Below are 26,598 nucleotides of genomic sequence, written 5' to 3'. Positions count from 1 at the left end.
ACGCCGCCATGGGCGGCGCAGATCTCCAGCGCGCGCTTCATCCAGGCGTCGAGCGGATGATCGGGCGATTCGAAGGCCAGCACCAGCACGGCCTCCTCGTTGCTCCATGGGATGCCGGGCAGCGCCTCGCGCGCCTCCAGCAGGCGGCAGTTGGCGGGATAGAGACCCGCCTGGGTGATGTCGCGCACCGCATCGGCACCGGCGTAAAAGTCACGGAAACGCACGCTGGCGGAGGCGCGGAAGGTCGGCTTCTTGCGCAGGCGTACCCAGGCCTCGGTGATGATGCCGAGAATTCCTTCGGAGCCGATGAACATCCGGTCCGGGCTGGGGCCGGCGCCGGAGCCCGGCAGACGGCGCGTCTCCAGGGTGCCGGCGGGCGTCACGACCCGCGTGCTTTCCACGAAATCGTCGATGTGGGTGTAGAGCGTGGCGTAGTGGCCGCCCGAGCGGGTGGCGATCCAGCCGCCCAGGGTCGAGCAGCGATAGGCCTGCATGTAGTGGCGCATGGTGAAGGGCGTGTCGCGCAGCGCATCCTCGATCGCGGGTCCGTAGATGCCGCCCTGGATGCGCGCGGCCTGGCTCACCGCATCGACCTCCAGCACCTTGTCCATGTGGCGTGTCGAGATCGTCACGACCTTGTCGAAGGCGGCCGAGGGCTCGATGCCCTTCACCACCGACGAGCCGCCGCCATAGGGGATCGCCTTGGCGCCGATGCGGTCGCACCAGTCGAGGACCTTGACGATATCTTCTTCGTTTTCGGGGAAGGCCACCGCGTCGGGCGGGTTGGGCACCGAGCGCATGAACATGCGCAGCGTGTCGAAGCCCGCCTTGCCGTAGCTGTGCTCGAGCCGCGTCAGGTGATCGGTGCGCACCATGGCCTGCAGCGCCGACGGCACCTCGACCCGGCTCTTGCGCAGGGTGATCTCGTCGGCCCTGGGCGGCGGCTTCACCTCGAAACCGGAGAGGCCGTAGCGCTGGGCGATCTCGGCCTCCCACGGCCTGATTTCGTCGGGTGTCAGGTCCTCGTCGGCGTAACCCCAGGCATAGAACTTCTTCTGCCGCCGCATGTTTCCTCCGATCGTTTCTTCATTTTCAGGCGGCGAAGGCGATCGGCTTCGTCGTCCCTTTGATCTGTGTGCGATGCATGATGCGACGCGCCGCTTTGTCGAACGGATCGCGGCGGTGCATGGTCGAGCGATTGTCCCACATCACCAGGTCACCGACCTTCCAGACGTGCTGGTAGATGAAGCGCGGCTGCGTGACATGCGCCCACAGCTCCTCCAGCAGCGCGTCTGATTCGGCCTTCGTGTAGCCCTCGACGTAGGAGTTGCGGCGGCGGCCGAGATAGAGCGTGGCCCGGCCGTTGACCGGATGGCGCAGGATCGCCGGATGCCAGGCGCCGGGCGCGACCATCGGATCGTCGGTCGGCGTCACGCCCTTCCTCAGGAAGCCGCCGGAATTGTAGGTGCCGTCGTGCTTCACCCGGCGGCCTTCGATCTTCGCCCGCAGGTCGGCGGGCAGGGCGTCGCAGGCCGCCTGCATGCTGGTGAACCAGGTGTTGCCGCCGGTCGGCGGGATCTCCAGCGAATAGAGCATCGAGGCGTCGGGCGGCACGTCGAGATAGCTCATGTCGGTGTGCCAGACCGCCTCGCCGTCGCCCAGCGCGCCGATCGGATCGCCCTTGGGGTCGAGCACGTTCGACACGACATAGATGTCGGGATAGCCCGGCGGGCTGATGCGCCCGCGCTCCTGGTTGGGCGGCGGGTCGAGTTCGCCGAAGCGGCGGCTGAAGGCCAGCAGATGCTCGTCGCTGAGCTGCTGGCCGCGCAGCAGGATCATCGAATGCGCGTACCAGGCGCGCTCGATCGCGGCGAATTCCTCGTCGCTGAACTTGCGAAGGTCGACGCCAAGAATCTCCGCTCCGACGGCATCGGTCACCGGGCGCACTGTAACGGCCATGTTGCTCTCCATCCTTGCCGCAATGATCGGCCGGCCGCGGAATGCGATCAAGCACCGAGCGCCGGCACCAGCCACTTCAGCAGGGCCGCAGCAACGGCCGGCGAGAGCGGCCCGGCGAATCCCGGATCGAGCGGACCGGTCACGGCCTTCAGATTGTGACTGACCTGGGGAATGACCACGGCCTCACCCGACACGCCGCGGGTCCGCAGCGCGTCGATCAGCGGCTGGACGTCCTCCATCGGGACGACCTGCCGGTCGGCGCCGCCCTGCACGAGCAGGCAGGGCATGCGGCTTTCCGCGAGCAAGACGGCCGGATCGAAGGTCAGGAGCTTCTGCAGGAACGGGCCGGCATAGAGCGGGAACAGCAGTTGCAGTTCGGGCGGCAGGTTGGTGGGCACGCGGCCGGTTTCCAGAATGGTGGCGATCGCGCGATCGGTCGGCAGGCGCAACGCCGGCGGCGCATCGCGTGCGATCTGCGCCCGCAGGATCTCGTCGAGCCGGCGGCCTGGCGTGGCGGCCAGCACCAGCGCATGCAGCTTCTTCGCCGCCAAGGCCTTGCTTGCCGCCAGCGCCAGCAATCCGCCCTCGCTGTGACCCAGCAAGGCGGTCGCATAGGGTTTGATCTCGTCGTGGCGCAGCAGCTCGGCATGCGCGGCCTCGACGTCGCCCACAAAATTGTCCCAGGCGAAGAAGGCTTCCTGCTCCTCGAGCGAGCCGCGCGGCCGCGGCGTCGACTGGCCGATGCCGCGCTTGTCGTAGCGCAGCGAGGCGATGCCGTTGCGCGCCAGCAGCTCGGCGATGTCCTTCAGCAGGTCGATGCGATCGGGCGCCAGCGGATTGTTGCCGTTGCGGTCGGTGGGGCCGCTACCTGCGACCAGCACGATGCCCGGCACGTACTGGATCTCGCTGAACAGCGGCATCAATAGTGTGCCGGCCAGCGTGACGCCGCCCTTGCCCGCGAAGCGCACCGGCTGTTCCTTGGTCTTGCCCCTGGCGTACCAGCCGCCGTCCGCCGGCGGCCGCGGCGTCTGCTTTTGCGCCCAGGCCGCGCCGGGCGTGAGAAGGCCGGCGGCCAGCAGGGCGCGGCGCCGGATCAACCGGCGTCGTCCGGCTTGGGCATGCTGCCCATCGCATGGCTCATCGTGCGCCCGCCGAAGATATGGACATGGAAATGAAACACGAGCTGGCCGCCGTTGGGTCCATGGTTGGCAACGATGCGGTAGCCTTCGGGATCGAGGCCGAGATCATGCGCCACCTTCGACACGGCGCGCCAGAAGCCGACGATCATCTCGGGCGGCGCCTTGGCGCCGAAATCGGCCTGGCTGACGTATTCGCCCTTCGGGATCACCAGCACATGCACCGGCGCCAGCGGCGCGATGTCGTGGAAGGCCAGCGAGAATTCGTCCTCATGGACCTTCTTGCAGGGCAGTTCGCCGCGCAGGATGCGGGCGAAGACGTTGCTGCGATCGTAGGCGACGGTCATGGGGGCATCGACGGACATGGCGGGCTCCGGGAAGGGCAATGACGCTTCGTATATAGGTAAGCTTCTCGCCGCGGCGGAACCCCAAAGGACGCAGGCCCTTGGGCCGGCGTTCAACCCTTGAGCAGCCTTGGCCGGCCTGGCGCGGGCGCATCTGCAGACCGGGCTCGCGAGCGCAGGGCGTACACGAGTACATCGCGCGCTTCGTCGATCCTGGCCGCCAGGTAGGGCGAGCCGCCGGCGTCAGGGTCGGCGCCGCGCATCAGACGGCGATGTGCGGCATGGATGGTCCCGAGATTGGCGCCCTCGGGAAGACCGAGAACGTCGAGCGCCTCCTTCAGCGTCATGCCGTCTTCGTCGTTTGCATCTATGGCGGCAGGTATGTGCCGTTGCGCTGAAGGAATCGGCGTGGCGTGCTTCAAATAGGCTTCCAGAAGGGCAGCCGCATGCTCCACCGCCCGCGGATCGGCAGGGGCCGGCTCCTGCCAGACCGGCGGCATCTCAAAAGGTGCGGGCTTCGGTCGAAGCTGTGCGAAGGCGGCGCGAAGCGGGATGAGAATCGCGCGCCACTTCAGGAAGGTCGGCACGAGGATCATCGCCGCGCCCAGCAGCATCGCGCCGGCATACTGCTCTCGCACGATCATCATCACGAGAAGCGGGATCGCCACGATCACGAGCAGCAGCGCCATCCATCGCAGCGTCCGCACCATGGTCTTGGGATCGGAATGGAGGAACCAGTCGAGGAACTTCGCCACGGTGGCGAGCACGGAGAGGCCGAGCACGATGGCGCTGATGATGACGGCGTAATCCATCAACGAACTCCTTCGGGAGAAGCCTACTCGCAATGCGGGACGAAATCAGCGACCTCGACTGCAAATTGCGAATGCGTTTTCGAGAAAGTCGTGCTTAGACTCCGCGCATCAAAAAAGGGGAGTGCAGCCGATGACTGAGCCCACCCGAGAGATACCGACCGTCAAGGTTTCTCCTGACGCAAGCGTCCCGCCGCTCATCCCCCCGCTCGAAGAAGGTACGGAAGCGAACCTTCCGGTCGCCGGGAATCCGATCGACGAATTCCTGAAGCGCAACGAGGAAGTCCTCGCGAAGGACCGTGAGGAGTTCCAGGCCTATCTCGTCGCCAAGCACGAACAGGCGACGCGCAAGGCCCGCGAGCAGGCGGCCCTGCCCAAGGTCAAGACGAAGGTGAGCCGGCGCGCGATGTTGAACGTCGCCGTCGGGACTGCCGCTGCCGCCGAGGTGGCCGTGCTGGGCTACAGCGCGATGAACGGCGGCTCCTCCTCCGACAGCGGCATCATCCGAGCGGCCGGCAACGGCCCGCAGCAATCGCCGATCACCCGCGAAGTCGTCGACTCGCGCGCCGACATCAGGGGCCAGAGCCTCGGCAACTGGGTGGCGCTGCTACCGACCAAGATGGGCGGCGGCACCTATGCGATCGACCTCAACTCCAATCGCGTGCTGGGTTCGATCTGGTACTGGAACTACGGCGACTACAATCCGATCAGCCATCACCTCTGCGCCTTCCCGAGTTCGGATCCCACGCATGGCTTCGAGTTCGTGAACTCGACGCAGGGCGGCCAGAACTCGCTGATCTACGGCATTCCCACCAACGTGACGGCGGAGAACGTGCCGGGCGGCACCAACATCTATCGTGTGCGCTACGACGGCACGCAGATGCAGATGATCGAGAACGTGTCGGAGACGACCGGGCTCGGCCTCGGCGTGCATGTCACCGTCAATCCCAAGGACGCCCAGTCCTATTTCGTGACCGACGGGCAAAAGGACATCGCCGCCTGCTTCGATCGCACCACCTCGAACGTCAAGGCCGCTCTCAAGTTCGACTGGACGCCCAACGTGCCGGAGTTGCGCGAGGCCTGGATCAAGGGCGGCACGCTCACGATCAAGAAAATCTACCCCGACGAGAAGACGGGCCTCTACAATTACCGCGGCACCAAGGGCAACAAGATCGACTGGGAAATGGTGCCGATGGGCGAGCTGTTCGTCGAGGAGGGCTCGCTGCCCGGCGAGGCGCCGCTGACGCTCACCGGCGCCGACGGCACGGTCTGGCATCCCGAGGGCCGCTGGGCCGCGACGGTCGTGCGCCTGTGCGGCGGCATCTGCATCCTGGACCCTGAGAAGAACTTCGAGCCGGCGGCCTTCCTGCAGTTCAACAAGGATTCGCAGGACCAGTACAAGGTCGAGCAGATCGACAAGGATACGTGGCAGGTCGTGTTCGACAAGATCCACTCGCCGGGACACGAGATCGGCTTCTCGCCCGACGGCAGGTTCCTCGTCATGATGAACAACCTGCGGGAAAACAACTGCTCGATCTTTTCCTGCGAGGATCCCGATCCGACCAAGTGGCGCAAGATCGCGCATGTCGAGGATCCGCTGTGGCGCGGCAAGTATCCGAACCCGTTCCACATGGTCTTCTCGATGGACAGTTCGAAGCTCTACCTGTCCATCCTGCATCCCTCGCCGGCCTACAGCGGCATCATGGTGATCGACACCAGGACATGGACCATCCAGAAGGAGATCCAGGGCATCGGACCCGACCTGCAGACGCCGGCCATCACCTACGATGGCAAGTACGTGCTGACGCCGTTCAGCGGCTTCCAGCGGCAGTCGAGCGGCATCTCGGTCATCGACACCTCCACCGACACCCTGATCGGCATCCTGCCGAGCAACGGCGGACATCATGACTGCGTGATCATCCCGACCAGGCTGGAGCACATGAAGCACACGCGCTCCTGTACGCTCTGAGTGGGCACGCTTTGAGGCTGCTGGCCAGCCTGGCGCTGCAGAATCTCGGACGCCGCAAGGCGCGCAGCCTCCTGCTGATCATGGCGGTCGCCGTGGCCAGCGGGGTCGTGTTCACCGGCGCGACCCTGATGCGCAGCATCGACAGCAGCATGGCGGTGGGTTTCACGCGACTGGGCGCCGACATGATGGTGGTGCCCGAGGGCGCGCTCACCAACATCACCGCGGCGCTGCTCACCGTCGAGCCGACCGATCTGGTGCTCGACCAGGACCTGTTTGCCAAAGCCGGCATCGCCAGCGTCGGCCGCGCCGCCCCCCAGAAGATCGCGCGCGTCGAACATTCGGGCATCGGCAGCCATCACGATTCGGTCGATCTCATCGGCTTCGATCCGGCGCTGGACTTCACGGTGCGCCCCTGGCTCGTCGAGAAGATCAACCGGGACATGAGGCCCGGCGACGTCATCCTGGGCGCCGCGCGCGATGCGGCGCTGGGTTCGGAGCTGCTGATTTTCGGCAAGGCGCACACGGTTTACGGCCGGCTGGGCAAGACGGGCGTCGGCACGCACGAGCGTGGCGTCTTCATGACCTTCGACACGCTCGAAGCCTTGGCCGGCTCAATTCATGGTCATGGGCACGGCCATGGCGGCGGCCCGCCCGCCGTCCTGCAGAAGGGCAAGGTAAGCGGCTTCCTCGTCGAACTGGCGCCGGGCGCCACGCCACTGCAGGCGCGCTTCGCCATCCTCTCGACCCTCAAGGGCGTCAAGGTCGTGACCGGCGATTCGACCATGAGCGGCATCCGCCAGGGGCTGGCCGCGCTGCTGAACGGCATCCTCGCGCTGATGGTGCTGATGTTCGCCAGCACCGCGCTGATGGTGAGCGTCCTCTTCTCGGCGATCGTTACCGAACGGCGCGGCGAGCTCGGTCTTCTCAAGGCGATCGGCGCGCGGCGCGGCCAGCTCGTCGGCATGATGGTCATCGAAGCCGTCATCGCCACCGGCGCCGGTGGCGTACTGGGGGTGGCGCTGGGCGTGCTCGTGATGCGTCTCTACGAGCGCTCGCTGGTCTATTACTTGGAGAATATCGGCGTGCCCTTCGTCTGGCTCGACGGGCCGCGCATCGTGGCCGTCGCGGTGGCGGCGGTCGTGATGGCCTCGATCATCGGTGCCCTCGGCTCGCTCTATCCCGCCTGGCGCGCCAGCCGTCGCGATCCCTACGATCTCGTGCGGGAGGACGGCTAGCGATGCTCAGCTGCCGCGGCCTGCGCAAGGACTATGTCACCGAACGCGGCGAGGTGGCGGCTGTCGCTGGCATCGACCTCGAGATCGCGGCCGGGCGGTATGCCGCCATCATCGGGCGATCGGGGTCCGGCAAGTCGTCGCTGATGGCGATGATCGGCGGTCTCAGCCGGCCGTCGCGGGGCCAGGTGACAGTGGACGGCACCGACATCTGGAACCTTTCGGAGAACCAGCTGGCGGCGTTTCGCAACAGGCGCATCGGCTACGTCTTCCAGTTCGCGAGCCTGCTGCCGACCCTGCGCCTGGTCGACAACGTCGCCCTGCCGGCGATGCTGGGCGGCGGCGGCAAATCGTCCGCGACCTATGCCCGGGCAGCTTCGCTGCTCGGCCAGATGGGACTGGGCGACCATCTCGACGCCTATCCGTCGGAGGTTTCGGCCGGCGAGCAGCGACGGGCGGTGATCGCGCGCGCGCTGATCAACGAGCCGGCGCTCATCCTGGCCGACGAGCCGACCTCGGACCTCGACGAGCAGACCGAGATCGAGATCATGGACGAGCTGCTGGCGGTCAACCGCGAGCGCGGCACGACGCTGATCCTGGTCACGCACAATCTGGCGCTGGCGGAGCAGGCCCAGCAGATCGTGCATATCGCCCACGGCACGATCGTCGCATGAGCGGTGCTCCCACCGATCCCGGGGCGCCCGGGCAGGACAAGGATGCGCTGATCGCCGATCTGCGCCGCCAGCTCGGTGCCGCCCAGTCCGAAGTGCGCGTGCTGCGCCGCCGCCTGGGAGCCGCAGCACCGGTCGAGGCGCCACAGGCGCAGGGCGGCCTGCTCAACGAGCTTCGCGAGGCCGCGCCGCGCAAGCGCGATGTTCAGGCCAGCGTCGCCGTGAAGCTCGGGCGCCGGTTCGATCTCTGGCGGTCGCCGGTGCTGGTGGGGATCGTCATGCTTCTGCTGACGGGGTTCGCGGTCGATGCCGGCGTGGGCCTGTACCAGGCGCGGGCGCTCCGGGAGGCGCGTCAGGCGCGGCTGCTGCTCGAGAACACCGCGACGCGCTCGCTCTATGTCGAGCTCAAGGGGATTTCCTACGAGCCCGACGGCAAGTCCTACCGGATGACCCTTTTTCTGCAGAACGTCAGCCCGAAGGGTCCGCTCTACGTCATGCTGAATGCCGTGGCGGTCTACGTGCAGGCTGGCATGGCCTGGCAGCAGGTGCCGTCACGCCCGGCCGAGGGCGTGAGCTGGGGTGTCGTGAAGGTCGTGGACGGCTACTCGTTCGACGTCATCTTCACGCCCGACGTCCAGAACTGGGCGGAGCTGATCCCGGGCTACATGCATGTCCGCATCCAGTCCGACCTGCTGGTCAGCGAGAAGGCCCAGCCGGGCAACGACGTGGTGGAGCGGCGTACGCCTTATTACGTGTACCTGAAGCCGCACGGCGCCAACGACGAGGAGATCAAGGCGCGCAGCAAGTCGACGCGCACGCCGCCGCTCTTCATCCCGATGCCGCCGCATTGACGCGGTGCGGCCGAAGGCGATGGCTCAGGTCCGCTTGCGGCTGGCCTTCTCGGCGATGCCGGACAGGCCTTCGCGGCGGGCGAGTTCGTCCCACACCGACTTGGGCTTCACGCCGACGGCGGCCCACAGGGTGAGGAGGTGGTAGAGCATGTCGGCGCTTTCGGCGATCAGCTTGGGCTTGTCGCCCTGGATGCCCTCGATCAGCGCCTCGACCGCTTCCTCGCCCAGCTTCTTGGCGATCTGCTGGCGGCCGCGGCTGAACAGGCGGGCGGTGTAGGAGGTCTCCGGGTCGGCGCCCTTGCGGCTGTCGATCACGAGATACAGGCGATCCAGCACGTGCTCGTCGATCGTGACGATGCCTGGCCGCTGTGCCTTCTTGGCTTTCTTCTTCTTCGCCATCCGAGGGGAACTCCGTCGCCGCCCTTCAGGCGGGCGATCGAAAACTTCACTACGCCTCTTGGACGGGCGCCGTGATGATTTTACGCCAAAATCATGCCGCGCGCGAGATTTGTCGTACCGGAACGCCGGCGCGTGCGAGATGTTCCTTCGCCTGCGCGATGGTGAATTCGCCGAAGTGGAAGATCGAGGCGGCGAGCACCGCCGAGGCGCCGCCCTTCGTGACGCCATCGACCAGGTGATCGAGCGTGCCGACGCCACCCGAGGCTACGACCGGTACCGGCACGGCATCCGAAACCGCGCGAGTCAGCTCGAGATCGAAACCCGACTTCGTACCGTCGCGGTCCATCGAGGTGAGCAGGATCTCGCCCGCCCCCGACTCCGCCATGCGGCGTGCCCACTCGATGGCGTCGAGGCCGGTGCCCTTGCGGCCGCCATGGGTGAAGACTTCCCATTTGCCGGGGCCGGTGTTGCGTGCGTCGATCGCGACGACGATGCACTGGTCACCGTATTTTTCGGCGGCCTCGCGCACGAACTCGGGCCGTGCCACGGCGGCCGAGTTGATCGAGACCTTGTCGGCGCCGGCCAGCAGCAGGCGGCGGATATCCTCGACCTGGCGCACGCCACCGCCCACGGTGAGCGGCATGAAACACTGCTCGGCGGTGCGGCCGACGACGTCCAGGATGGTGTCGCGGTTCTCGTGGCTGGCCGTGATGTCGAGGAAGGTGAGCTCGTCGGCGCCGGCGGCATCGTAGATGCGCGCCTGCTCGACCGGGTCGCCGGCGTCGCGCAGGCCGACGAACTGCACGCCTTTCACGACCCTCCCGTCCTTCACGTCGAGGCAGGGGATGATGCGGATCTTCAGCATGGGGCCGCTACTCGCCTTTCAGGATGCGGATCGCATCCGGCACCGTCACGCGGCCGTCATAAAGCGCGCGGCCGACGATGGCCCCGACGATGCCGAATTCCTCGGTCGGCTTGAGCTCTCGCAGATCGTCGAGCGAGCTGACGCCGCCCGAGGCGATGACCGGTGTCGTGAGATGCTGGGCGAGGGTGACCGTGGCGTCGACATTGACGCCGCCCATGGCGCCGTCGCGGTCGATGTCGGTGTAGATGATGGCCGAGACGCCGGCATCCTCGAAGCGCAGCGCGAGGTCGAGCGCGCGCACCGTGCTCTGCTTCGTCCAGCCATCGACGGCGACCATTCCGTCGCGGGCGTCGATGCCGACCGCGATGCGGCCCGGCCACTGCTTGCAGGCGGCCTTCACCAGGCCCGGTTCCTTGACGGCGATGGTGCCCAGGATGATCCGCTGCACGCCGGCATCGAACCACTGCGAGATGCTCTCGATGGTGCGGATTCCGCCGCCCAGCTGGGTCGGGACCTCGACGTCCTTCAGGATGCTCTCGACCGCCGCCCGGTTGACGGGATGGCCCTCGACAGCACCGTTGAGGTCGACCAGGTGCAGCCACTCGCAGCCCGCATTGGCGAAAACCTTGGCCTGGGCGGCCGGGCTGTCGTTGAACACCGTGGCGCGCTGCATGTCGCCGCGGAGAAGGCGCACGCACTTGCCGTCCTTGAGGTCGATCGCGGGGAACAGGATCATGGCGGCGCGGCTTTAGCGCGTTGCGCCCGCAGGCGCCACCCCCCGATCGACCCGCGCGGGGCGATCCGCGTGCTCAGCCCCTGCCGATACCCAGGATGCCGCCGATCAGGCGGCCAATGTGGAACTTCGTCCAGATATCGGCCGCGGCAAAGCTGGGGCGCGACTGCATGGCGGTCCAGTAGCGCGCGAGCGCCGGGCGCCGTGGGATCTCGTCACCGAGACCGGCAAACTCCATGCGTCCCAGGAACACCGTCCAGACGACGTCGGCGACGCCATAGACTGGCGGGGCCAGCACCGGGCGGCCGTCACGCAGCGTTTGCTCGAGCCGGTCCATGAACCCGATCGCTTCAGCGCGGCGCCGCTGCGAAAGCGCCACGACGGCGTCCGGTTCGAACGCCTTGATCCGCCCAGCGAACACCTTGGCGCGCGCTTCGTAGATGGACGCGAGATCGGGATTTCGCGCGGCGTGGGCGAGCAGCTGCCGGCGAGCCGCGTCCAGCCGTTTCGGGATCATGATCCGCGCCAGCGGATTGCGGGCGAGGATGCCGCCGAACGTCAGTTCCTCGATCGGATAGCCATAGTGGAGGTCGACCCAGGCCTTCGTCTCGGCGTCGGTCGCGGCGCCGAGCGCAAACTCTGCGATGTCGCGGCTCTCGACCAGGACCCGGTCGGCCAGCACCAGCGTCGGCACGGTCATGCCCGGATTGAGTCGCACGTAGTCCGGCTGCTGCTGGCTCATCCTGAAATGGATGTCGACGAAGACCCGTTCGTACGCGATGCCACCTTCGGCGAGCGCCAGCCGCGCGATCATCGAATAGTAGGAGGATGGCGTCTGATAGAGGCGGGGTCTTGCTCCGGAGAGCGTGGCGGACTCTGTCATGACCATTCACCCGGGATGAAGGAGCGAACTGTGCAGGACGTCGGCCGCGCGCACAACCGCGCGGCAAGCCCGCTTGGCGCAACCGGCGTCGCATTTTCTTTTGCGACCGCCGACGCTAGTCTCCGGTCATGACCCGTTACACACCCGATCTTCTCGCCGGCGACCTGGCCGATCTCACCGCCATCCGCCGCGACATCCATCGCCATCCCGAAACCGCGTTCGAGGAGGAGCGGACCGCGCAGATCGTGGCCGACAAGCTCACCTCGTGGGGCCTCAAGGTCCATCGTGGCCTGGCCACGACCGGTGTCGTCGGCACCCTGAAGGGCAACCGCCCGGGCCAGAAGACGATCGGGCTGCGTGCCGACATGGATGCGCTGCACCTGCAGGAGAAGAACGCCTTCGACTACGCGTCGTCGATTCCGAACAAGATGCATGCCTGCGGCCATGACGGGCACACGACGATGCTGCTGGGCGCGGCCCGCCGGCTCGCGGCGGCACCGGACTTCGCCGGGACGGTTCACTTCATCTTCCAGCCCGCCGAGGAAGGTCTCGGCGGCGCGCGCGTGATGATCGAGGAAGGGCTGTTCGAGAAGTTCCCCTGCGACGTGGTCTACGGCATGCACAACATGCCGGGCTTCCCGGTCGGCCACTTCGCCATCCGCACCGGCGCGATGCTGGCCTCGTCCGACAGCTGGGAAGTCGTGTTCAAGGGCACCGGCGGCCACGGCGCCATGCCCGATCGCGGCACCGACCCGACTTTCGTGGCGGCGCAATTCGTCGTCGCGGTTCAGGGCATCGTCGGCCGCAACGTGCCGTCGAGCCAGGCCGCGGTGCTGAGCGTCGGCCACATCGCGGCCGGCACGCCCGGTTCGCCCAACGTGATCCCGTCTGAAGTGCTGATCCGCGGCACCGCCCGCAGCTTCTCGGCCGACGTACGCAACCTGCTGGAGCGGCGGCTGGCCGAGGTCGCGGCGGGCATTGCCCAGGCGGGCGGCTGCGAGGCGATCTCCAAGTACCACCGCCGCTATCCGGCGCTGGTCAATGCCGCCGAGCAGACCGCGGTCGCCGTCGAGGCCGCGGCGCTGACGGTCGGCCGCGATCATGTCGAGGCGAACACGTCACCGCTCGCGGGCGCGGAGGACTTCGCCTTCATGCTGGAGAAGAAGCCGGGCGCCTACATCATGATCGGCAATGGCGGCGCCGGCGAAGGCGGCTGCCAGAACGTGCATTCGCCGCTGTACGACTTCAACGACCAGATCCTGACGACCGGCGCGGCCTACTGGATGAACCTCGTCCAGCTCGAGCTGGGCGACGCTGCCTAGTCCGGATCAGCCGTGGTGGTCGAAAGACCACCCGGCATCGGTCTGGTCCCAGGTCATGCCGTTCTGGACGTGCAGGACGACATGGGCGTCGGCGGCGAAATCGTAGATCGCCGCACTCTCGTGCATCGCGGGGGACTGGTCCGCCGCAGGCAGCATCACGCCGTCGGACAGATCGCTGAGGACCACCAGCGTGTCCTCGCTCATCAGGGGAAGCGAACCGGCAGCAGCACCCGGGACACCGTCGACGAAGATCTCGCCGGGCTCGCCAAACAACCGGTCGAGGGGCGCCCCGTAGGATACGGCGTCCACGCCGGCGTCCGCCCAGCGCGAGGCGGGGGTGGCGTAGATCGGCAGGTCGCTGCGGTCGAATTCGACGAGGTCGGCGCCGACGACGAAAAGCGGGTCGGCCGAGCTGTCGGAGGCATCCGAATGGCTCATGGAAAAGTCTTTCGTACTTAAGAATTCAAATAATGCTTCAAATGTAGCAAACAAGCTCTTGAGAATAAAGAGAGAACAATCGAAACACGGAATTCTGCGGCGATTGCAGAGCCTTGGGTTAACGGCGCGAGTGGCCTAGGGTGCCGCGGATTTTGAATCATTCGCGTTTGGGGAAATCGATGAACGGAGCTGAAAGTCTGGTCCGCACCTTGGTCAAGGGCGGCGTCGAGGTCTGTTTCGCCAATCCTGGCACCTCGGAAATGCACTTCGTCGGCGCGCTCGACCGGGTCGAGGGCATGCGCTGCGTGCTCGGCCTGTTCGAAGGCGTCTGCTCCGGTGCGGCCGACGGCTACTACCGCATGACGGACAAGCCGGCCTCGACCCTGCTGCATCTCGGACCCGGCCTCGCCAACGCGGCGGCCAACCTGCACAACGCCAAGAAGGCGGGCTCGGGCGTGGTCAACATCGTGGGCGAGCACGCGCTCTACCACATCAAGTACGACACGCCGCTCACCGCCGACATCGAAGGCATCGCGCGCCCGTTCTCGCACTGGGTGAAGACCTCGCCGACCTCCAAGACGGTGGCGGCCGATGGCGCTCTGGCGATCCAGGCCGCGAATGTCGCGCCGGGCCAGATCGCGACCCTGATCCTGCCGGCCGACACCGCCTGGGGCGAAGCCGATGGCGTGGCCGAGACGCCGGCGGCGCCGGCGCCGGCCAAGCCCTCCCAGGAGACGGTCGTGGCCGCGGCCAAGGCACTGAAGATGCCGGGCGCCATGCTGTTCATCGGCGGCCGGGCGCTGCGCGCCCGCGGCCTCGAACTGGCCGGCAAGATCGCCGCCAAGACCGGCTGCAAGGTGCAGGGCGCCGGCGGCACCGCGCGCATCGAGCGCGGCGCCGGCCGCATTCCGGTGCTGCGCCTGCATTTCGTGGTCGAGAATGCGCTGGCCCAGCTCAAGGGCACCAAGCAGATGGTGCTGTGCGGCGCCAAGGCCCCGTTCGCCTTCTTCGCCTATCCCGGCAAGCCGTCGGTCCTGTCGCCGGACGATTGCGAGATCTCCACGCTCTGCCCGGTCGAGGGCGATCCGATCGGCTCGCTCGAGGCGCTGGCGATGGAACTCGATGCGATGAACGTGAAGCCGGAGGGCATCGCCCAGCCGAGCCGCCCGGAGCGTCCGACCGGCAAGTTCACGCTCGACGGCCTCGGCCAGGCGCTGGGCGCGACGATGCCGGAAGGCGCCATCGTGGTCGACGAGTCGGTCACCACGGGCCGCGGCTTCTTCCCGTTCAGCGCCGGCGCCCCGCCGCACGACTGGCTGAACAACATGGGCGGCTCGATCGGCTTCGGCGGTCCCGTCGCGGTCGGCGCGGCCGTCGCATGCCCTGACCGCAAGGTCATCTGCATGATCGGCGACGGCTCGGCGATGTACACGATCCAGTCGCTGTGGACGATGGCGCGCGAGAATCTCGACGTCTGCGTGATGATCTTCTCGAACCGCTCCTACAACATCCTGTACAGCCAGCTGGCCGATGTCGGCGCCGCCAACCCCGGCCCGCGCGCCATCGACATGCTGACCCTCGACCGTCCGACCCTGCAGTTCACCGACCTGGCGAAGGGCATGGGCGTGGCCAGCGGCAAGGCGACCAACCTGGATGAGCTCACCAAGCAGCTCACCTACGCCATGGCGCACAAGGGTCCGTACCTCATCGACGTGATCATGTAGGGATCTCCCGGGAAGCATCATGGAAGAAGCCCGCCGACGCACGCTGCATGGCCGTCGACGGGGCAAGAAACTGCGGGCCGGGCAGCAGTCGCTGCTCGACACGCTGCTGCCTCGCCTCGAAGTCGCCCTGCCGGCCGAACCCATCGTCACACCCGACAACGAGGTCGCCGAAAGCGCCGCGAAGCTCGATCTCGCGCGCCTTTTCGGCGGGGCGCTGCCGCCGGACGGCGTCTGGCTGGAGGTCGGCTTCGGCGCCGGCGAGCATCTCGTCTGGCAGGCCGAACAGCATCCGAACGTCGGCCTGATCGGCTGCGAGCCCTACATCAACGGCGTGGCCAAGTGCCTGGCGCACATCGAGCGGACGGGCGTGTCGAACGTCCGCCTGTTCACCGACGACGCCCGCTTCGTGATGCAGGCGCTGTCGCCGCGGTCGCTGTCGCGCGCCTTCGTGCTGTTTCCCGATCCGTGGCCCAAGACGCGCCACCACAAGCGCCGCTTCGTGCAGCGTTCCAACCTCGACGTGCTGGCGCGCCTGATGAGGCAAGGCGCCGAGCTGCGCCTGGCCACCGACGATCCGAGCTACCTGCCCTGGATGGTCGAGCACGCCTGCCGCCATGACGACTTCGAATGGCTGGCCGAAGGTCCCGCCGACTGGCGCGCGCGCCCCGCCGACTGGCCCGGCACGCGCTACGAGCAGAAGATGCTGGCCGGCCACAAGCCGGTCTTCCTGCGGCTGCGGCGTCGCTGACGGAACGTTGCCACTATATGTAGAGGGTAGGTCAGGTCCCCCCATAGAGGGTGCTGGAATCCCTTGCCAGTCGGCAGGAGGAAGCCTATATGCGCGGCATCCTCATCGGGTTCACGGGATGAACCAAAGAAAAAGAGTGGGCCGCAAACCCGCTCTTTTCATTTGGCCCATTCCCGCCGCCCCCAATCGTCGAGAAGTGCCGCCCGCGTGACCGATCTGCTGCGTCGAATCGAAGACATCGTTGCCCCGACGATCGTCGGCATGGGCTTCGAGCTGGTTCGTGTCGCCATGAGCAAGGGCGGGACCCTGCAGATCATGATCGAGCCCGCCGACGGAAGGCCGCTGGATGTCGAGGATTGCGCGACCGTGTCGCGCGCGGTTTCGGCCGTGCTGGACGTCGAGGATCCGATCACCGAAGCCTACACGCTGGAAGTGAGCTCGCCCGGCATCGACCGTCCGCTCACCCGGCCGAAGGATTATGCCCGCTGGGCGGGTCACGTCGCCCGCCTCGAGACCGCGCTGCCGGTCGAGGGACGGCGGCGCTTCAAGGGAACGCTGCTCGGCCTCGAGGACGGGCTGGTGCGGCTGCGCCTCGACGACGGCAAGGAAGCCGCGGTGCCGCTCGAGGCGGTCACGCGCGCCAAGCTCGAACTGACCGACCGCCTGATCGAAGAACACCGCCTGGCCGCCGAGGGGGCGGCCGGGCAGACCCACTGAACGGACTGGCTAGAGCTTAAGGAAGAGGGAAGAGACATGGCGACGACAGCCGATATCCCGCGCCTCGAAATGCTGCAGGTGGCCGACATGGTCGCCCGCGAAAAGGGCATCGAGCGCGAGGAAGTGCTCGAGGCGATGGAGCAGGCCATCCAGAAGTCCGGCCGTGCCAAGTACGGGCTGGAGCACGACATCCGCGCCGAGATCGACCGCAAGACCGGCGAGATCAAGCTGCTGCGCTACATGCAGGTCTCCGACGTGATCGAGAACGAGAACACGCAGGTGTCGGTGGCCGACGCCCAGCGTCGCAATCCGGAGGCGCAGGTCGGTGACTTCCTGACCGACGAGCTGCCGCCGATCGACTTCGGCCGTGTCGCCGCCCAGACCGCCAAGCAGGTCATCACGCAGCGCATGCGCGAGAGCGAGCGCAAGCGCCAGTACGAGGAATTCAAGGACCGCATCGGCGAGATCGTGTCGGGCGTCGTCAAGCGCGTCGACTACGGCAACATCACCGTCGACCTGCAGCGCGCCGAAGGCGTGATCCGCCGCGACGAGACGATCCCGCGTGAATCCCTGCGCGTGAACGACCGGGTGCGCGCCTACATCTTCGACGTTCGCGAGGAGCCGCGCGGCCCGCAGATCTTCCTGTCGCGCAGCCATCCGCAGTTCATGGCCAAGCTGTTCACGCAGGAAGTGCCCGAGATCTACGACAACATCATCGAGATCAAGGCGGTCGCCCGCGATCCCGGCAGCCGCGCAAAGATCGCCGTGCTGAGCCACGACAGCTCGATCGACCCGATCGGCGCCTGCGTCGGCATGCGCGGCAGCCGCGTCCAGGCCGTCGTGCAGGAGCTGCAGGGCGAGAAGGTCGACATCATTCCCTGGTCGAGCGACACGGCCAACTTCATCGTCAACGCACTGGCCCCCGCCGAGGTCAGCAAGGTGCTGATGGACGAGGAGAAGAACAAGACCGAGGTCGTGGTTCCCGACGACCAGCTCAGCCTGGCGATCGGCCGCCGCGGCCAGAACGTCAAGCTCGCGTCCCAGCTCACCGGCTGGGAAATCGACATCATGACCGAGACCGAGGAGAGCGAGCGCCGCCAGAAGGACACGCGCGAGCGCACCGAGCTCTTCAAGGCCACGCTCGATGTCGACGACGTGATCGCCCACCTGCTGGTCGCCGAGGGCTACGCAACGGTCGAGGACGTTTCCGAGGCCGCGGTCGAGGACCTGGCCACGGTCGAGGGCTTCGACGAGGAGATCGCCACCGAGCTGCAGCGGCGCGGCCGCGAATATCTCGAGAAGCGCGACGCCGAGCTGGCCGAGCGCCTGGCGTCGCTGGGCGTCGCCGAGGACGTGGCCAATGCCGAGGGCCTGACCCTGCCGATGGTGGTGGCGCTGGGCGAGGCGGGCGTGAAGACGCTCGACGACCTGGCCGACCTGGCCTCCGACGAGCTGCGCGAGATCGTGGGCGAAAGCGCCATGGATAACGACGCTGCCAACGCCATCATCATGAAGGCGCGCGAGCACTGGTTCGCCGACGAGGCCGCTCCGGCCGACGAAGCGGCGAAGGCCTGACGGAGAAGACGCCCTTGGACCTTGCCTTCGACATGACGGAACCCCATCTCCCGGCTCCCCCTCCCGCCCCGGTGCGCACCTGCATCGCGACGGGCGAGGCGGGTGCGCCGGAGAAGATGATCCGGTTCGTCGTCGGTCCGGAGGGTGAGGTCGTGCCCGATCTGGCGCGGCAGCTTCCGGGACGCGGCATGTGGGTGCGGGCCGAGCGTGCGGCGCTCGAACGAGCAGTCGAGAAGAAGCTGTTCTCGAGGGCTGCGCGGGCGCCGGTCAAGGCGTCGGCGGAGCTCGTGGACCGGGTCGAGCGGCTGCTGCTCGAAAGAGCCTTGGCCGATCTCGGCCGGGCGCGCCGCGCCGGGCGTGCGGTTGCGGGCTTCGTGAAGGTCGAGCAGATGATCGGCCGCGGACAGGCAGGGCTTATCGTCGTTGCAGACGAGGCCGAAGGTGATGGGCTGCAGAAGCTGCGGGCGACTGGCCTGCCGCTCGAGCGGCTGGGCGATGCGGCCGCGCTGGGCGGAATCTTCGGCCGCGAACAGGCGGTCTACGTGGCGATCGCGCGCGATGATGCGGGCGGGGCCTTCATTGAACGAATTTCTGTCGGAGCGGCGCGCTGGCGTGGCTTCCGGCTGAACGGCGCCGGTTGACGGGCCGGAGCGGACCAAGGACAACAGCCGACATGACGGAACAGAACGAACAGAACAAGACGACCAAGCCGCTGACCCTCTCGACCACGCGCACCGGCGCGGCGTCGAAGGCAGACGCGACGCAGGTGCGCCAGAAGTTTTCGCACGGGCGTACGCGCGCGGTGACGGTCGAGGTCAAGAAGCCGGTGAAGCGCGCGGGGACGACGCCCGCCACGCCGGCTGCGCCCGCCGCGGCTGCGCCCGCGCCGGCACCCGCTCCGGCGCCCACGCCGCCGAAGCCTGCGGCCGCTCCCGCCGCACCGACCGGCCGCACCCTGAACCTGCGAAGCGGTGGCGGCAGCCCGCCCGGCGGATCCGGATCTGGCCGTGCCCCGGGGCCCGTGCGGCCCGGCGGTCGCGGCATCGTGCTGCGCACCCTGACCGAGGAAGAGAAGGAAGCGCGCGCCCGCGCCCTGGTCGACGCCAACCGCGACGCCGAGATCGCGCGCAAGCGCGCCGCCGAGGAGGCGAGCCGTCGCGCGATCGAGGAAGAGGCGCGCCAGAAGGCCGAGGAGGAGCATCGCAAGCGCCTCGCCGAGGAAGAAGCGCGCAAGAAGTCCGAGGAAGACGCCAAGCGCAAGGCCGACGCGCTCGTGCAGAAGCGCCTCGACCAGGCTTCGACGGCGGCGCCGGAAACGCCGATCGCCCGTCAGGCGCAGGAGATCACCGCCCGTCCGGCACCGCCGCCCATGGCTCCCGCACCCGCGGCCCCGGCCACGCCGATTCGCCGGCCGGCCCCGTCCCCGGCAAGCCGTCCGCCGCCGCGGATGCCAGTGGTCATCAAGCGTCCGGCACAGCCGACGGGCGCTCGTCGCGAGGCACCCAAGCGCCGCAACGACAAGGTCGACGTCGGCCGCGCGGTTGCGGGCGAGAACGATTTCCGCAGCCGGTCGGTGGCGCAGCAGCGCCGCCGCCTGGAGCGCGAGCGTCGCCAGCAGTTCGGCAGCGAGCCGCAGCAGAAGGTCTATCGCGAAGTCACGATTCCCGAGACGATCACCGTCCAGGACCTCGCCTCGCGCATGTCCGAGCGCGGCGCGGACGTCATCAAGACGCTGATGCGCATGGGCGTGATGGCGACCATCAACCAGGCGATCGACGCCGACACGGCCGAGCTGGTCGTGACGGAGATGGGCCACCGTTCCAAGCGCGTCACCGAAGGCGACGTCGAGACCGGCCTGGCCGATGTTCCCGACGCCGACGAGGCGCTGGCTCCGCGTCCGCCGGTCGTCACGATCATGGGCCATGTCGATCACGGCAAGACCTCGCTGCTCGACGCGCTGCGCGCCACCGACGTGGCGGCACACGAAGCCGGCGGCATCACGCAGCATATCGGCGCCTATCAGGTGACCCTGCCTTCGGGTCAGAAGATCACCTTCCTCGACACGCCGGGCCACGAGGCGTTCACCGCCATGCGCGCCCGCGGCGCCAAGGTGACGGACATCGTCGTGCTGGTCGTGGCCGGCGACGACGGCGTCATGCCGCAGACCAAGGAGGCGATCGCCCACGCCAAGGCGGCGGGCGTGCCGATCATCGTGGCCGTCAACAAGATGGACAAGCCGGGCGCGGATGCGAGCCGCGTCCATAACGAGCTGCTGCGCGAGGAGATCCAGGTCGAGGCGCTGGGCGGCGACGTCCAGTCGATCGAGGTCTCGGCGACCAAGCGGATGAACCTCGACAAGCTCGAGGAAGCCATCCTGCTGCAGGCCGAAGTGCTCGAACTGAGGGCCAATCCCGACCGCGCCGCCGACGGCGTGGTGATCGAAGCCAAGCTCGATCCGGGCCGCGGCTCGGTTGCCACGGTGCTGGTGCAGCGCGGCACGCTGAAGGTCGGCGACATCCTGGTGGCTGGCTCCGTCTGGGGCCGCGTGCGCCGTCTCGTCGACGATCACGGCCAGGCCGTGGAGCATGCGGGTCCGGCCTTCCCGGTCGAAGTGCTGGGTCTTGCCGGCACGCCGCAGGCGGGCGACGAATTCCACGTCGTCGAGAGCGAAGCCCGTGCGCGCGAGATCTCCGACTTCCGCGCCCGTCGCGATCGCCAGCTCGAGCTGGCGCGTGCCGCGGGCGGCCGCGGCACCCTCGAGGAGATGATCAAGGGCATCCGCGAGGGCACGGCCAAGGAACTGCCGGTGCTGATCAAGGCGGACGTGCAGGGCTCGGCCGAAGCGCTGGCCGGAGCGCTGGGGCGCCTCGGCACGGAGAAGGTCATCACCCGTGTCGTCTACAGCGGCGTCGGCGGCATCAGTGAAGCCGACATGACGCTGGCCAAGGCATCGGGTGCGCTGATCATCGGCTTCAACGTGCGTGCGAACCCGCAGGCGCGCGAGATCGCCAAGCGCGACAAGGTCGACATCCGCTACTACTCGATCATCTACAAGGTGACCGAGGACATGCAGGCCCTGATGGTCGGCCTTCTCGACCCGACCTACAAGGAGACGCTGGTCGGCAATGCGCAGATCCGCGAAGTCTTCAAGGTCACCAAGTCCGGCAATGTCGCCGGTTGCATGGTCACCGACGGCAAGGTCACGCGTGGCAACAAGGTTCGCCTGTTGCGCGACAATATCGTGATCCACGAGGGCACGCTGAAGAGCCTGCGCCGCTTCAAGGACGAAGTGAAGGAAGTGCAGCATGGCTTCGAATGCGGCATGGCCTTCGAGAACTACGAAGACATGAAGGTCGGCGACATCGTCGAATGCTTCGACGTCGAGCAGGTCCAGCCGACGTTGTAGTGATTGCCTCCCCCGTTTTCGGGGGAGGACGCATGGTCACCTCCCCGTTTGAGCGGGGAGGAGAGAGATAAGAGGTAACGCCATGTCGCGGCGTCGCTCATCCGACAAGGAACATCGCGCTCCCGGCCAGCGTCAGCTGCGTGTCGGCGAGGAGATTCGTCATCTGCTGGCCGAGCTGCTGGAGCGCGGCAACATGCGCGATCCCGATCTGCGCGACGCCTCGATCACCGTGACGTCGGTCGACATCAGTCCCGACCTGCGCAACGCCACGGCCTTCGTCATGCCGCTGGGCGGCGAGGACCAGGAGCGGCTGCTCGCCGCCCTTCGGCGCGCGGCGCCGTGGTTCCGCGGCCGGGTCAGCGAGAAGGCGGGACTGCGCAGCGCCCCGGAGATCCGTTTCGAGATCGACCGCACCTTCGACGAGGCCGACAAGATCGGCGCGCTGCTGCGCCGGCCCGACGTCGCGCGCGACATCAAGGACGACGATTGAGATCGCGCTCGTCGCGCGGAAAGAAGCCCGTCCGCCGTCATGCGTGGGTTTACCGGCCGAGGTAACGGGTGGCGCGCAGGAAAAAAGGCGAAAAGGTCGACGGGTGGATCGTGCTCGACAAGCCGGTCGGGCTGGGCTCGACCCCGGCGGTCAGCCGCGTGCGCCGGCTGTTCGGCGCGCAAAAGGCGGGGCATGGCGGCACGCTCGATCCGCTGGCCAGCGGGATCCTGCCGATCGCGCTCGGCGAGGCGACCAAGACCGTTCCCTTCATCATGGATGCCCGCAAGGAGTACCGGTTCACCCTGCGGTTCGGTGAAGCCCGCTCGACCGAGGATGCCGAGGGCGAGGTCACCGCGACCAGCGATGTCCGGCCGGGCGACTCGACCATCGGCGCCGCGCTGCCAGCTTTCCTGGGCGAAATCGAGCAGATCCCGCCGGCCTTCTCGGCGCTGAAAATCGACGGGCAGCGGGCCTATGATCTCGCCCGGGCTGGCGAATCAGTCGAACTGAAGTCGCGCCGGGTCCTGATCGAGCGGCTGGAGATGGTCGGCCGGCCCGACAGGGACCACGCGGATTTCGTGGTCCAGTGCGGCAAGGGCACCTATATCCGGTCCCTCGGGCGCGACCTGGCGATCGCTCTCGGGACCGTCGGACACCTGTCGGCCCTGCGCCGGACGGTTGTGGGACCCTTCCGCGAAGAAGGGTCCATTTCGCTTTCCAAACTTGAGGCCCTCGGGCATATTCCCGCGCTCTTCGGGGCCCTGGCTCCCGTTGCGACCGCGCTGGACGACATCCCGGCGCTGGCCATGACGGAAGCCCAAGCGGATCGGTTGCGCCACGGCCAGCCGGTGTTCTTGACCCGGGACGCACCGCCGTCCGGCGCCCTTGTTCGCGCCGAAGTCGGCAGCAGGCTCGTGGCACTGGTCCGTTCGGACGGCGCCGCTCTCCAGCCGGTGCGCGTGTTCAACCTTTAGTTTTCAGGAGATGACCGATGTCGATTACAGCCGACCGCAAGGCGGAGCTGATCAAGTCGTATGCCCAGGCCGAAGGCGACACGGGTTCGCCGGAAGTCCAGGTCGCGATCCTCAGCGAGCGTATTTCCAACCTCACCGAGCACTTCAAGGGCCACGCGAAGGACCATCATTCGCGTCGTGGTCTGCTGAAGCTCGTCGGCCAGCGCCGCCGGCTGCTCGACTACCTCAAGTCGCGTGACAGCAAGCGTTACGAGACCTTGATCGAGCGTCTGGGTCTGCGTCGCTGATCCAACGGCCCCGTCCTCCCAGTCGAAACTGAGGGACGGGGCCTTTTCGCGTCGCGTCGTCGGTCCCCGTGAGTTCGGCCGTCTGACGCGACATCGCAGTAACCGGGAAGGCAGGGGCGAGAGCAAACGCCTGGCCCGGTCCTGTCGGCGCAAGGGCGCCGATGGGCGGTCGCAGCCAAACGGGGGCAGGCGACCGTGACGGAAAGGATGAATGAGATGTTTGAAGTTTTTCGCAAGGAAGTCGAGTGGGCCGGGCGCAAGCTCGTGCTGGAGACCGGCAAGATCGCGCGCCAGGCCGACGGCGCCGTCATGGCGACCTACGGCGGCACCACGGTGCTGGCCGCCGTCGTGTTCGAGAAGAAGCCGAAGCCCGGCCTCGACTTCTTCCCGCTGACCGTGAACTACCAGGAGAAGGCCTTCGCGGCAGGCAAGATCCCGGGCGGCTTCTTCAAGCGTGAGGGCCGTCCCAGCGAGAAGGAGATCCTGACCTCGCGCCTGATCGATCGCCCGATCCGCCCGCTGTTCCACGAGAGCTATCGCAACGAGACGCTGGTCGTCGTCACGACGCTGGCCCACGATCTCGAGAACGATCCCGACATCCTGGCGATGGTCGCCACGTCGGCCGCGCTCACGATCTCGGGCGTGCCCTTCATGGGCCCGATCGGCGCGGCGCGCGTCGGCTATGCCGACGGCAACTACATCGTGAACCCGACCCGGGCGCAGATGGAAGGCAGCGTGCTCGACCTCGTCGTCGCCGGCACCAAGGAAGGCGTGCTGATGGTCGAGTCGGAAGCCAAGGAGCTTTCCGAGGACGTTATGCTGGGCGCCGTCATGGAAGCCCATCGCTCGTTCCAGCCGGTGATCGACGCGATCATCCAGCTGGCCGAACACTGCGCCAAGGAGCCGCTGCCGCTCACCGATCCGTCGGAAGCGTCGAAGACCGTGTCGGAGAAGCTCAAGGCCGAGATGCGGACCAAGCTGGTCGAGGCGTTCGCCGAGACCCAGAAGCAGGCCCGCCAGGCCAAGATCGGCGAAGTGAAGGCCGAGGCCAAGAAGCTGTTCGAGGGTGACGAGGCCGCGCTGGCCGCGTTCGGCGAGCAGTTCGGCAACCTCGAGGCCGACGTCGTGCGCAACGCCATCCTCGACACCGGCAAGCGCATCGACGGCCGCGACACCAAGACCGTTCGTCCGATCGTGGCCGAGGTCGGCATCCTGCCGCGCGCCCACGGCTCCTCGCTGTTCACCCGCGGCGAGACCCAGGCGCTGGTCGTGACCACGCTCGGCACCGGCCAGGACGAGCAGATCATCGACGCGCTCGAGGGCGAGTACCGCGAGCACTTCATGCTGCACTACAACTTCCCTCCCTACTCGGTGGGTGAAGTCCGCCGCATGGGCTCGCCCGGCCGTCGCGAGATCGGCCACGGCAAGCTCGCGTGGCGCGCGCTGCGTCCGATGCTGCCGTCGAAGGACAAGTTCCCGTACACGATCCGCATCGTCTCTGAGATCACCGAGTCGAACGGCTCCTCCTCGATGGCCTCGGTCTGCGGCGGTTCGCTGGCGCTGATGGATGCCGGCGTGCCGATGGAGCGTCCGGTGGCGGGCATCGCCATGGGCCTGATCAAGGAAGGCGACCGCTACGCCGTCCTGTCGGACATCCTGGGCGACGAGGATCACCTCGGCGACATGGACTTCAAGGTTGCCGGCACGGAGAAGGGCATCACCTCGCTGCAGATGGACATCAAGATCACCTCGATCACCGAGGAGATCATGAAGGTCGCTCTGGGTCAGGCGAAGGACGGCCGCATCCACATCCTGGGCGAGATGGCCAAGGGTCTGGGCGGCGCGCGTGAGGGCGTCGCCTCGACGGCGCCGCGCATCACGCAGTTCACGATCCCCAAGGACAAGATCCGCGAAGTGATCGGCACGGGCGGCAAGGTGATCCGCGAGATCACCGAGCAGACCGGCACCAAGATCGACATCGAGGACGACGGCACGATCAAGGTCGCGGCGGTCGACGCCAAGGCCGGCCAGCGCGCCATCGACTGGATCAAGGGCATCGTGGCCGAGCCGGAAGTCGGCGTGATCTACACCGGCAAGGTCGTGAAGACCGTCGAGTTCGGCGCCTTCGTGAACTTCCTCGGTGCGCGCGACGGCCTCGTGCACATCTCGGAACTGGCGCCGCGCCGCGTCGCCAAGGTGACGGACGTCATCAAGGAAGGCGACCAGGTCAAGGTCAAGGTCCTGGGCGTCGACGACCGCGGCAAGGTCCGCCTCTCGATGAAGGTGGTGGACCAGGAGACCGGCGAGGACATCTCGAACAAGCCGGTCGAAGCCTCTCCCGCCGGCGGCGAGTAAACATCCCCCTATCGGTAACGGAAACGGCGGCCTTCGGGCCGCCGTTTTTGTTTGCGTATCTCCCGGTATGACGAAGCATCCGATTCTTTCCCGCCGTACCCTGCTGGCCGGTGCTGGGCTCGGCCTGGTGCCGGGCCTGCCGGCGCTCGCCGCCGGCCTCGTGCCGACGCCCGCGCAGACCGAGGGGCCGTTCTATCCGGCGGGCTTTCCGGCCGACATCGACAACGACCTCGTGCAGGTGCGTGGCCAGGCGGCGCAGGCGATGGGGCAGGTGCTCCACCTGCAGGGAAAGGTGATCGACCTGGGCGGCGGCGCGCGCGGCGGTGCGATGATCGAGATCTGGCAGTGCGATGCGCAGGGCCTCTATGACCATCCGCGCCAACCCGGCCGCGACCGGCGCGATGCGGCGTTCCAGGGCTACGGCCGGATGCTGGTCGATGCCGGGGGCCGCTACGGCTTCCGCACCCTGAAGCCCGTCGCCTATCCCGGCCGCACGCCGCACATCCATCTCAAGGTGGCGACCGCCGACGGTCGGATGCTGACCAGCCAGTTCTATGTCGCGGGCGATCCGCAGAACGAGCGCGACGGAATCTTCAGGAACGCCGTTCGTGTCCCCGGCCAGCGCGAGCGGATCGAGATGAAGCTGGAGCCGGCACCGGGCCTGGAGCCCGGGGCGGTGGCGACCACGATGGACATCGTGATCGCCTGAGG

26 protein-coding genes are annotated in these 26,598 nt (G+C 67.6%); 16 read left to right on the top strand and 10 right to left on the bottom strand.

Annotation, left to right across the window (positions count from 1 at the left end):
* The 5 genes from Q0Q48_RS26215 to Q0Q48_RS26195 all read right to left on the bottom strand — a co-directional run.
* Positions 1–1,067: FAD-binding oxidoreductase (locus Q0Q48_RS26215; protein WP_295144902.1), on the bottom strand; the 1,067-nt coding region annotated here is incomplete at its 3' end.
* A 25-nt stretch (positions 1,068–1,092) separates the two neighbouring features.
* Positions 1,093–1,959, bottom strand: a complete 867-nt coding sequence (locus Q0Q48_RS26210; RefSeq protein ID WP_295144900.1) for a TauD/TfdA family dioxygenase — start codon at positions 1,957–1,959, stop codon at positions 1,093–1,095.
* Positions 1,960–2,006: 47 nt separating this feature from the next.
* Positions 2,007–3,056 carry an alpha/beta fold hydrolase gene (locus Q0Q48_RS26205; protein ID WP_295144899.1) on the bottom strand — a complete coding sequence of 350 codons (1,050 nt, stop codon included), beginning with the start codon at positions 3,054–3,056 and terminating at the stop codon, positions 2,007–2,009.
* Positions 3,053–3,460, bottom strand: coding sequence for a histidine triad nucleotide-binding protein (locus Q0Q48_RS26200; protein ID WP_295144896.1), 408 nt, complete (start codon positions 3,458–3,460; stop codon positions 3,053–3,055). The genes Q0Q48_RS26205 and Q0Q48_RS26200 overlap by 4 nt, the downstream gene beginning before the upstream one ends.
* A 92-nt stretch (positions 3,461–3,552) precedes the next feature.
* Entirely contained in the window at positions 3,553–4,251 is a 699-nt protein-coding gene (locus Q0Q48_RS26195) for a hypothetical protein (RefSeq protein WP_295144894.1), read from the bottom strand.
* A gap of 130 nt (positions 4,252–4,381) precedes the next feature.
* Here Q0Q48_RS26195 and Q0Q48_RS26190 point away from each other — a divergent pair, with 130 nt between their 5' ends.
* The 4 genes from Q0Q48_RS26190 to Q0Q48_RS26175 are packed head-to-tail and all read left to right on the top strand — an operon-like array spanning position 4,382 to position 8,971.
* Positions 4,382–6,217 carry a hypothetical protein gene (locus Q0Q48_RS26190; RefSeq protein ID WP_295144891.1) on the top strand — a complete coding sequence of 612 codons (1,836 nt, stop codon included), beginning with the start codon at positions 4,382–4,384 and terminating at the stop codon, positions 6,215–6,217.
* Positions 6,218–6,228: 11 nt separating this feature from the next.
* Positions 6,229–7,452: an ABC transporter permease gene (locus tag Q0Q48_RS26185; protein WP_295144888.1), complete on the top strand. Its 1,224-nt coding sequence runs from the start codon at positions 6,229–6,231 to the stop codon at positions 7,450–7,452.
* A 2-nt stretch (positions 7,453–7,454) separates the two neighbouring features.
* Complete coding sequence (locus Q0Q48_RS26180; RefSeq protein ID WP_295144886.1) at positions 7,455–8,123, top strand: ABC transporter ATP-binding protein; 669 nt, start codon at positions 7,455–7,457, stop codon at positions 8,121–8,123.
* Positions 8,120–8,971, top strand: coding sequence for a hypothetical protein (locus Q0Q48_RS26175; protein ID WP_295144883.1), 852 nt, complete (start codon positions 8,120–8,122; stop codon positions 8,969–8,971). The genes Q0Q48_RS26180 and Q0Q48_RS26175 overlap by 4 nt, the downstream gene beginning before the upstream one ends.
* A 24-nt stretch (positions 8,972–8,995) precedes the next feature.
* Here the strand turns inward: Q0Q48_RS26175 and Q0Q48_RS26170 are convergent, their stop codons facing one another.
* The 4 genes from Q0Q48_RS26170 to Q0Q48_RS26155 all read right to left on the bottom strand — a co-directional run bounded on the left by Q0Q48_RS26170 (position 8,996) and on the right by Q0Q48_RS26155 (position 11,851).
* Positions 8,996–9,370 carry a phosphoribosyl-ATP diphosphatase gene (locus tag Q0Q48_RS26170; RefSeq protein WP_295144881.1) on the bottom strand — a complete coding sequence of 125 codons (375 nt, stop codon included), beginning with the start codon at positions 9,368–9,370 and terminating at the stop codon, positions 8,996–8,998.
* A 91-nt stretch (positions 9,371–9,461) separates the two neighbouring features.
* Positions 9,462–10,235 carry an imidazole glycerol phosphate synthase subunit HisF gene (gene hisF, locus Q0Q48_RS26165; RefSeq protein WP_295144879.1) on the bottom strand — a complete coding sequence of 258 codons (774 nt, stop codon included), beginning with the start codon at positions 10,233–10,235 and terminating at the stop codon, positions 9,462–9,464.
* Positions 10,236–10,242: 7 nt separating this feature from the next.
* Positions 10,243–10,971, bottom strand: coding sequence for a 1-(5-phosphoribosyl)-5-[(5-phosphoribosylamino)methylideneamino]imidazole-4-carboxamide isomerase (gene hisA, locus Q0Q48_RS26160; RefSeq protein ID WP_295144876.1), 729 nt, complete (start codon positions 10,969–10,971; stop codon positions 10,243–10,245).
* 73 nt (positions 10,972–11,044) lie between these two features.
* Entirely contained in the window at positions 11,045–11,851 is an 807-nt protein-coding gene (locus Q0Q48_RS26155) for a glutathione S-transferase family protein (protein ID WP_295144873.1), read from the bottom strand.
* Between the two features lie 128 nt (positions 11,852–11,979).
* Here Q0Q48_RS26155 and Q0Q48_RS26150 point away from each other — a divergent pair, with 128 nt between their 5' ends.
* Positions 11,980–13,173, top strand: a complete 1,194-nt coding sequence (locus tag Q0Q48_RS26150) for a M20 aminoacylase family protein (RefSeq protein ID WP_295144870.1) — start codon at positions 11,980–11,982, stop codon at positions 13,171–13,173.
* Between the two features lie 6 nt (positions 13,174–13,179).
* Here Q0Q48_RS26150 and Q0Q48_RS26145 read toward each other — a convergent pair whose 3' ends face one another.
* On the bottom strand, positions 13,180–13,611 hold the full coding sequence (locus tag Q0Q48_RS26145; RefSeq protein WP_295144867.1) for a hypothetical protein: 432 nt from the start codon (positions 13,609–13,611) through the stop codon (positions 13,180–13,182).
* 179 nt (positions 13,612–13,790) lie between these two features.
* Here Q0Q48_RS26145 and Q0Q48_RS26140 point away from each other — a divergent pair, with 179 nt between their 5' ends.
* From Q0Q48_RS26140 to Q0Q48_RS26090, 11 genes are all read left to right on the top strand, one after another.
* The gene (locus Q0Q48_RS26140; protein ID WP_295144864.1) at positions 13,791–15,335 is read left to right on the top strand and encodes an acetolactate synthase large subunit; all 1,545 of its coding nucleotides are present in this window, start codon (positions 13,791–13,793) and stop codon (positions 15,333–15,335) included.
* 19 nt (positions 15,336–15,354) lie between these two features.
* Positions 15,355–16,083, top strand: coding sequence for a tRNA (guanosine(46)-N7)-methyltransferase TrmB (gene trmB, locus Q0Q48_RS26135; RefSeq protein WP_295144861.1), 729 nt, complete (start codon positions 15,355–15,357; stop codon positions 16,081–16,083).
* A 207-nt stretch (positions 16,084–16,290) separates the two neighbouring features.
* Positions 16,291–16,800 carry a ribosome maturation factor RimP gene (rimP, locus tag Q0Q48_RS26130; protein WP_295144859.1) on the top strand — a complete coding sequence of 170 codons (510 nt, stop codon included), beginning with the start codon at positions 16,291–16,293 and terminating at the stop codon, positions 16,798–16,800.
* A 36-nt stretch (positions 16,801–16,836) separates the two neighbouring features.
* A complete protein-coding gene (nusA, locus tag Q0Q48_RS26125; protein WP_295144856.1) occupies positions 16,837–18,375 on the top strand; it encodes a transcription termination factor NusA in 1,539 nt (512 codons plus the stop codon).
* 32 nt (positions 18,376–18,407) lie between these two features.
* Positions 18,408–19,016 (top strand): RNA-binding protein, encoded by a 609-nt coding sequence (locus Q0Q48_RS26120; protein WP_295144854.1) that lies wholly within the window; start codon positions 18,408–18,410, stop codon positions 19,014–19,016.
* A 32-nt stretch (positions 19,017–19,048) separates the two neighbouring features.
* A complete protein-coding gene (gene infB, locus Q0Q48_RS26115; protein ID WP_295144851.1) occupies positions 19,049–21,781 on the top strand; it encodes a translation initiation factor IF-2 in 2,733 nt (910 codons plus the stop codon).
* An 82-nt stretch (positions 21,782–21,863) separates the two neighbouring features.
* Positions 21,864–22,271, top strand: coding sequence for a 30S ribosome-binding factor RbfA (gene rbfA, locus Q0Q48_RS26110; protein WP_295144848.1), 408 nt, complete (start codon positions 21,864–21,866; stop codon positions 22,269–22,271).
* Between the two features lie 68 nt (positions 22,272–22,339).
* Positions 22,340–23,245, top strand: coding sequence for a tRNA pseudouridine(55) synthase TruB (gene truB, locus Q0Q48_RS26105; RefSeq protein WP_295144845.1), 906 nt, complete (start codon positions 22,340–22,342; stop codon positions 23,243–23,245).
* Positions 23,246–23,262: 17 nt separating this feature from the next.
* Entirely contained in the window at positions 23,263–23,532 is a 270-nt protein-coding gene (gene rpsO / locus Q0Q48_RS26100; protein WP_295144842.1) for a 30S ribosomal protein S15, read from the top strand.
* 216 nt (positions 23,533–23,748) lie between these two features.
* On the top strand, positions 23,749–25,887 hold the full coding sequence (pnp, locus tag Q0Q48_RS26095) for a polyribonucleotide nucleotidyltransferase (RefSeq protein ID WP_295144838.1): 2,139 nt from the start codon (positions 23,749–23,751) through the stop codon (positions 25,885–25,887).
* A gap of 67 nt (positions 25,888–25,954) precedes the next feature.
* Positions 25,955–26,596, top strand: coding sequence for a protocatechuate 3,4-dioxygenase (locus Q0Q48_RS26090; protein WP_295144834.1), 642 nt, complete (start codon positions 25,955–25,957; stop codon positions 26,594–26,596).
* Positions 26,597–26,598 lie beyond the last annotated feature (2 nt).

It is taken from the genome of uncultured Reyranella sp. (genome assembly GCF_945957355.1).
Taxonomy (GTDB): Bacteria; Pseudomonadota; Alphaproteobacteria; order Reyranellales; family Reyranellaceae; genus Reyranella.
The sequence above is the reverse complement of the archived record's forward strand: the minus strand, read 5'-3'. Positions and strand labels throughout refer to the sequence as shown.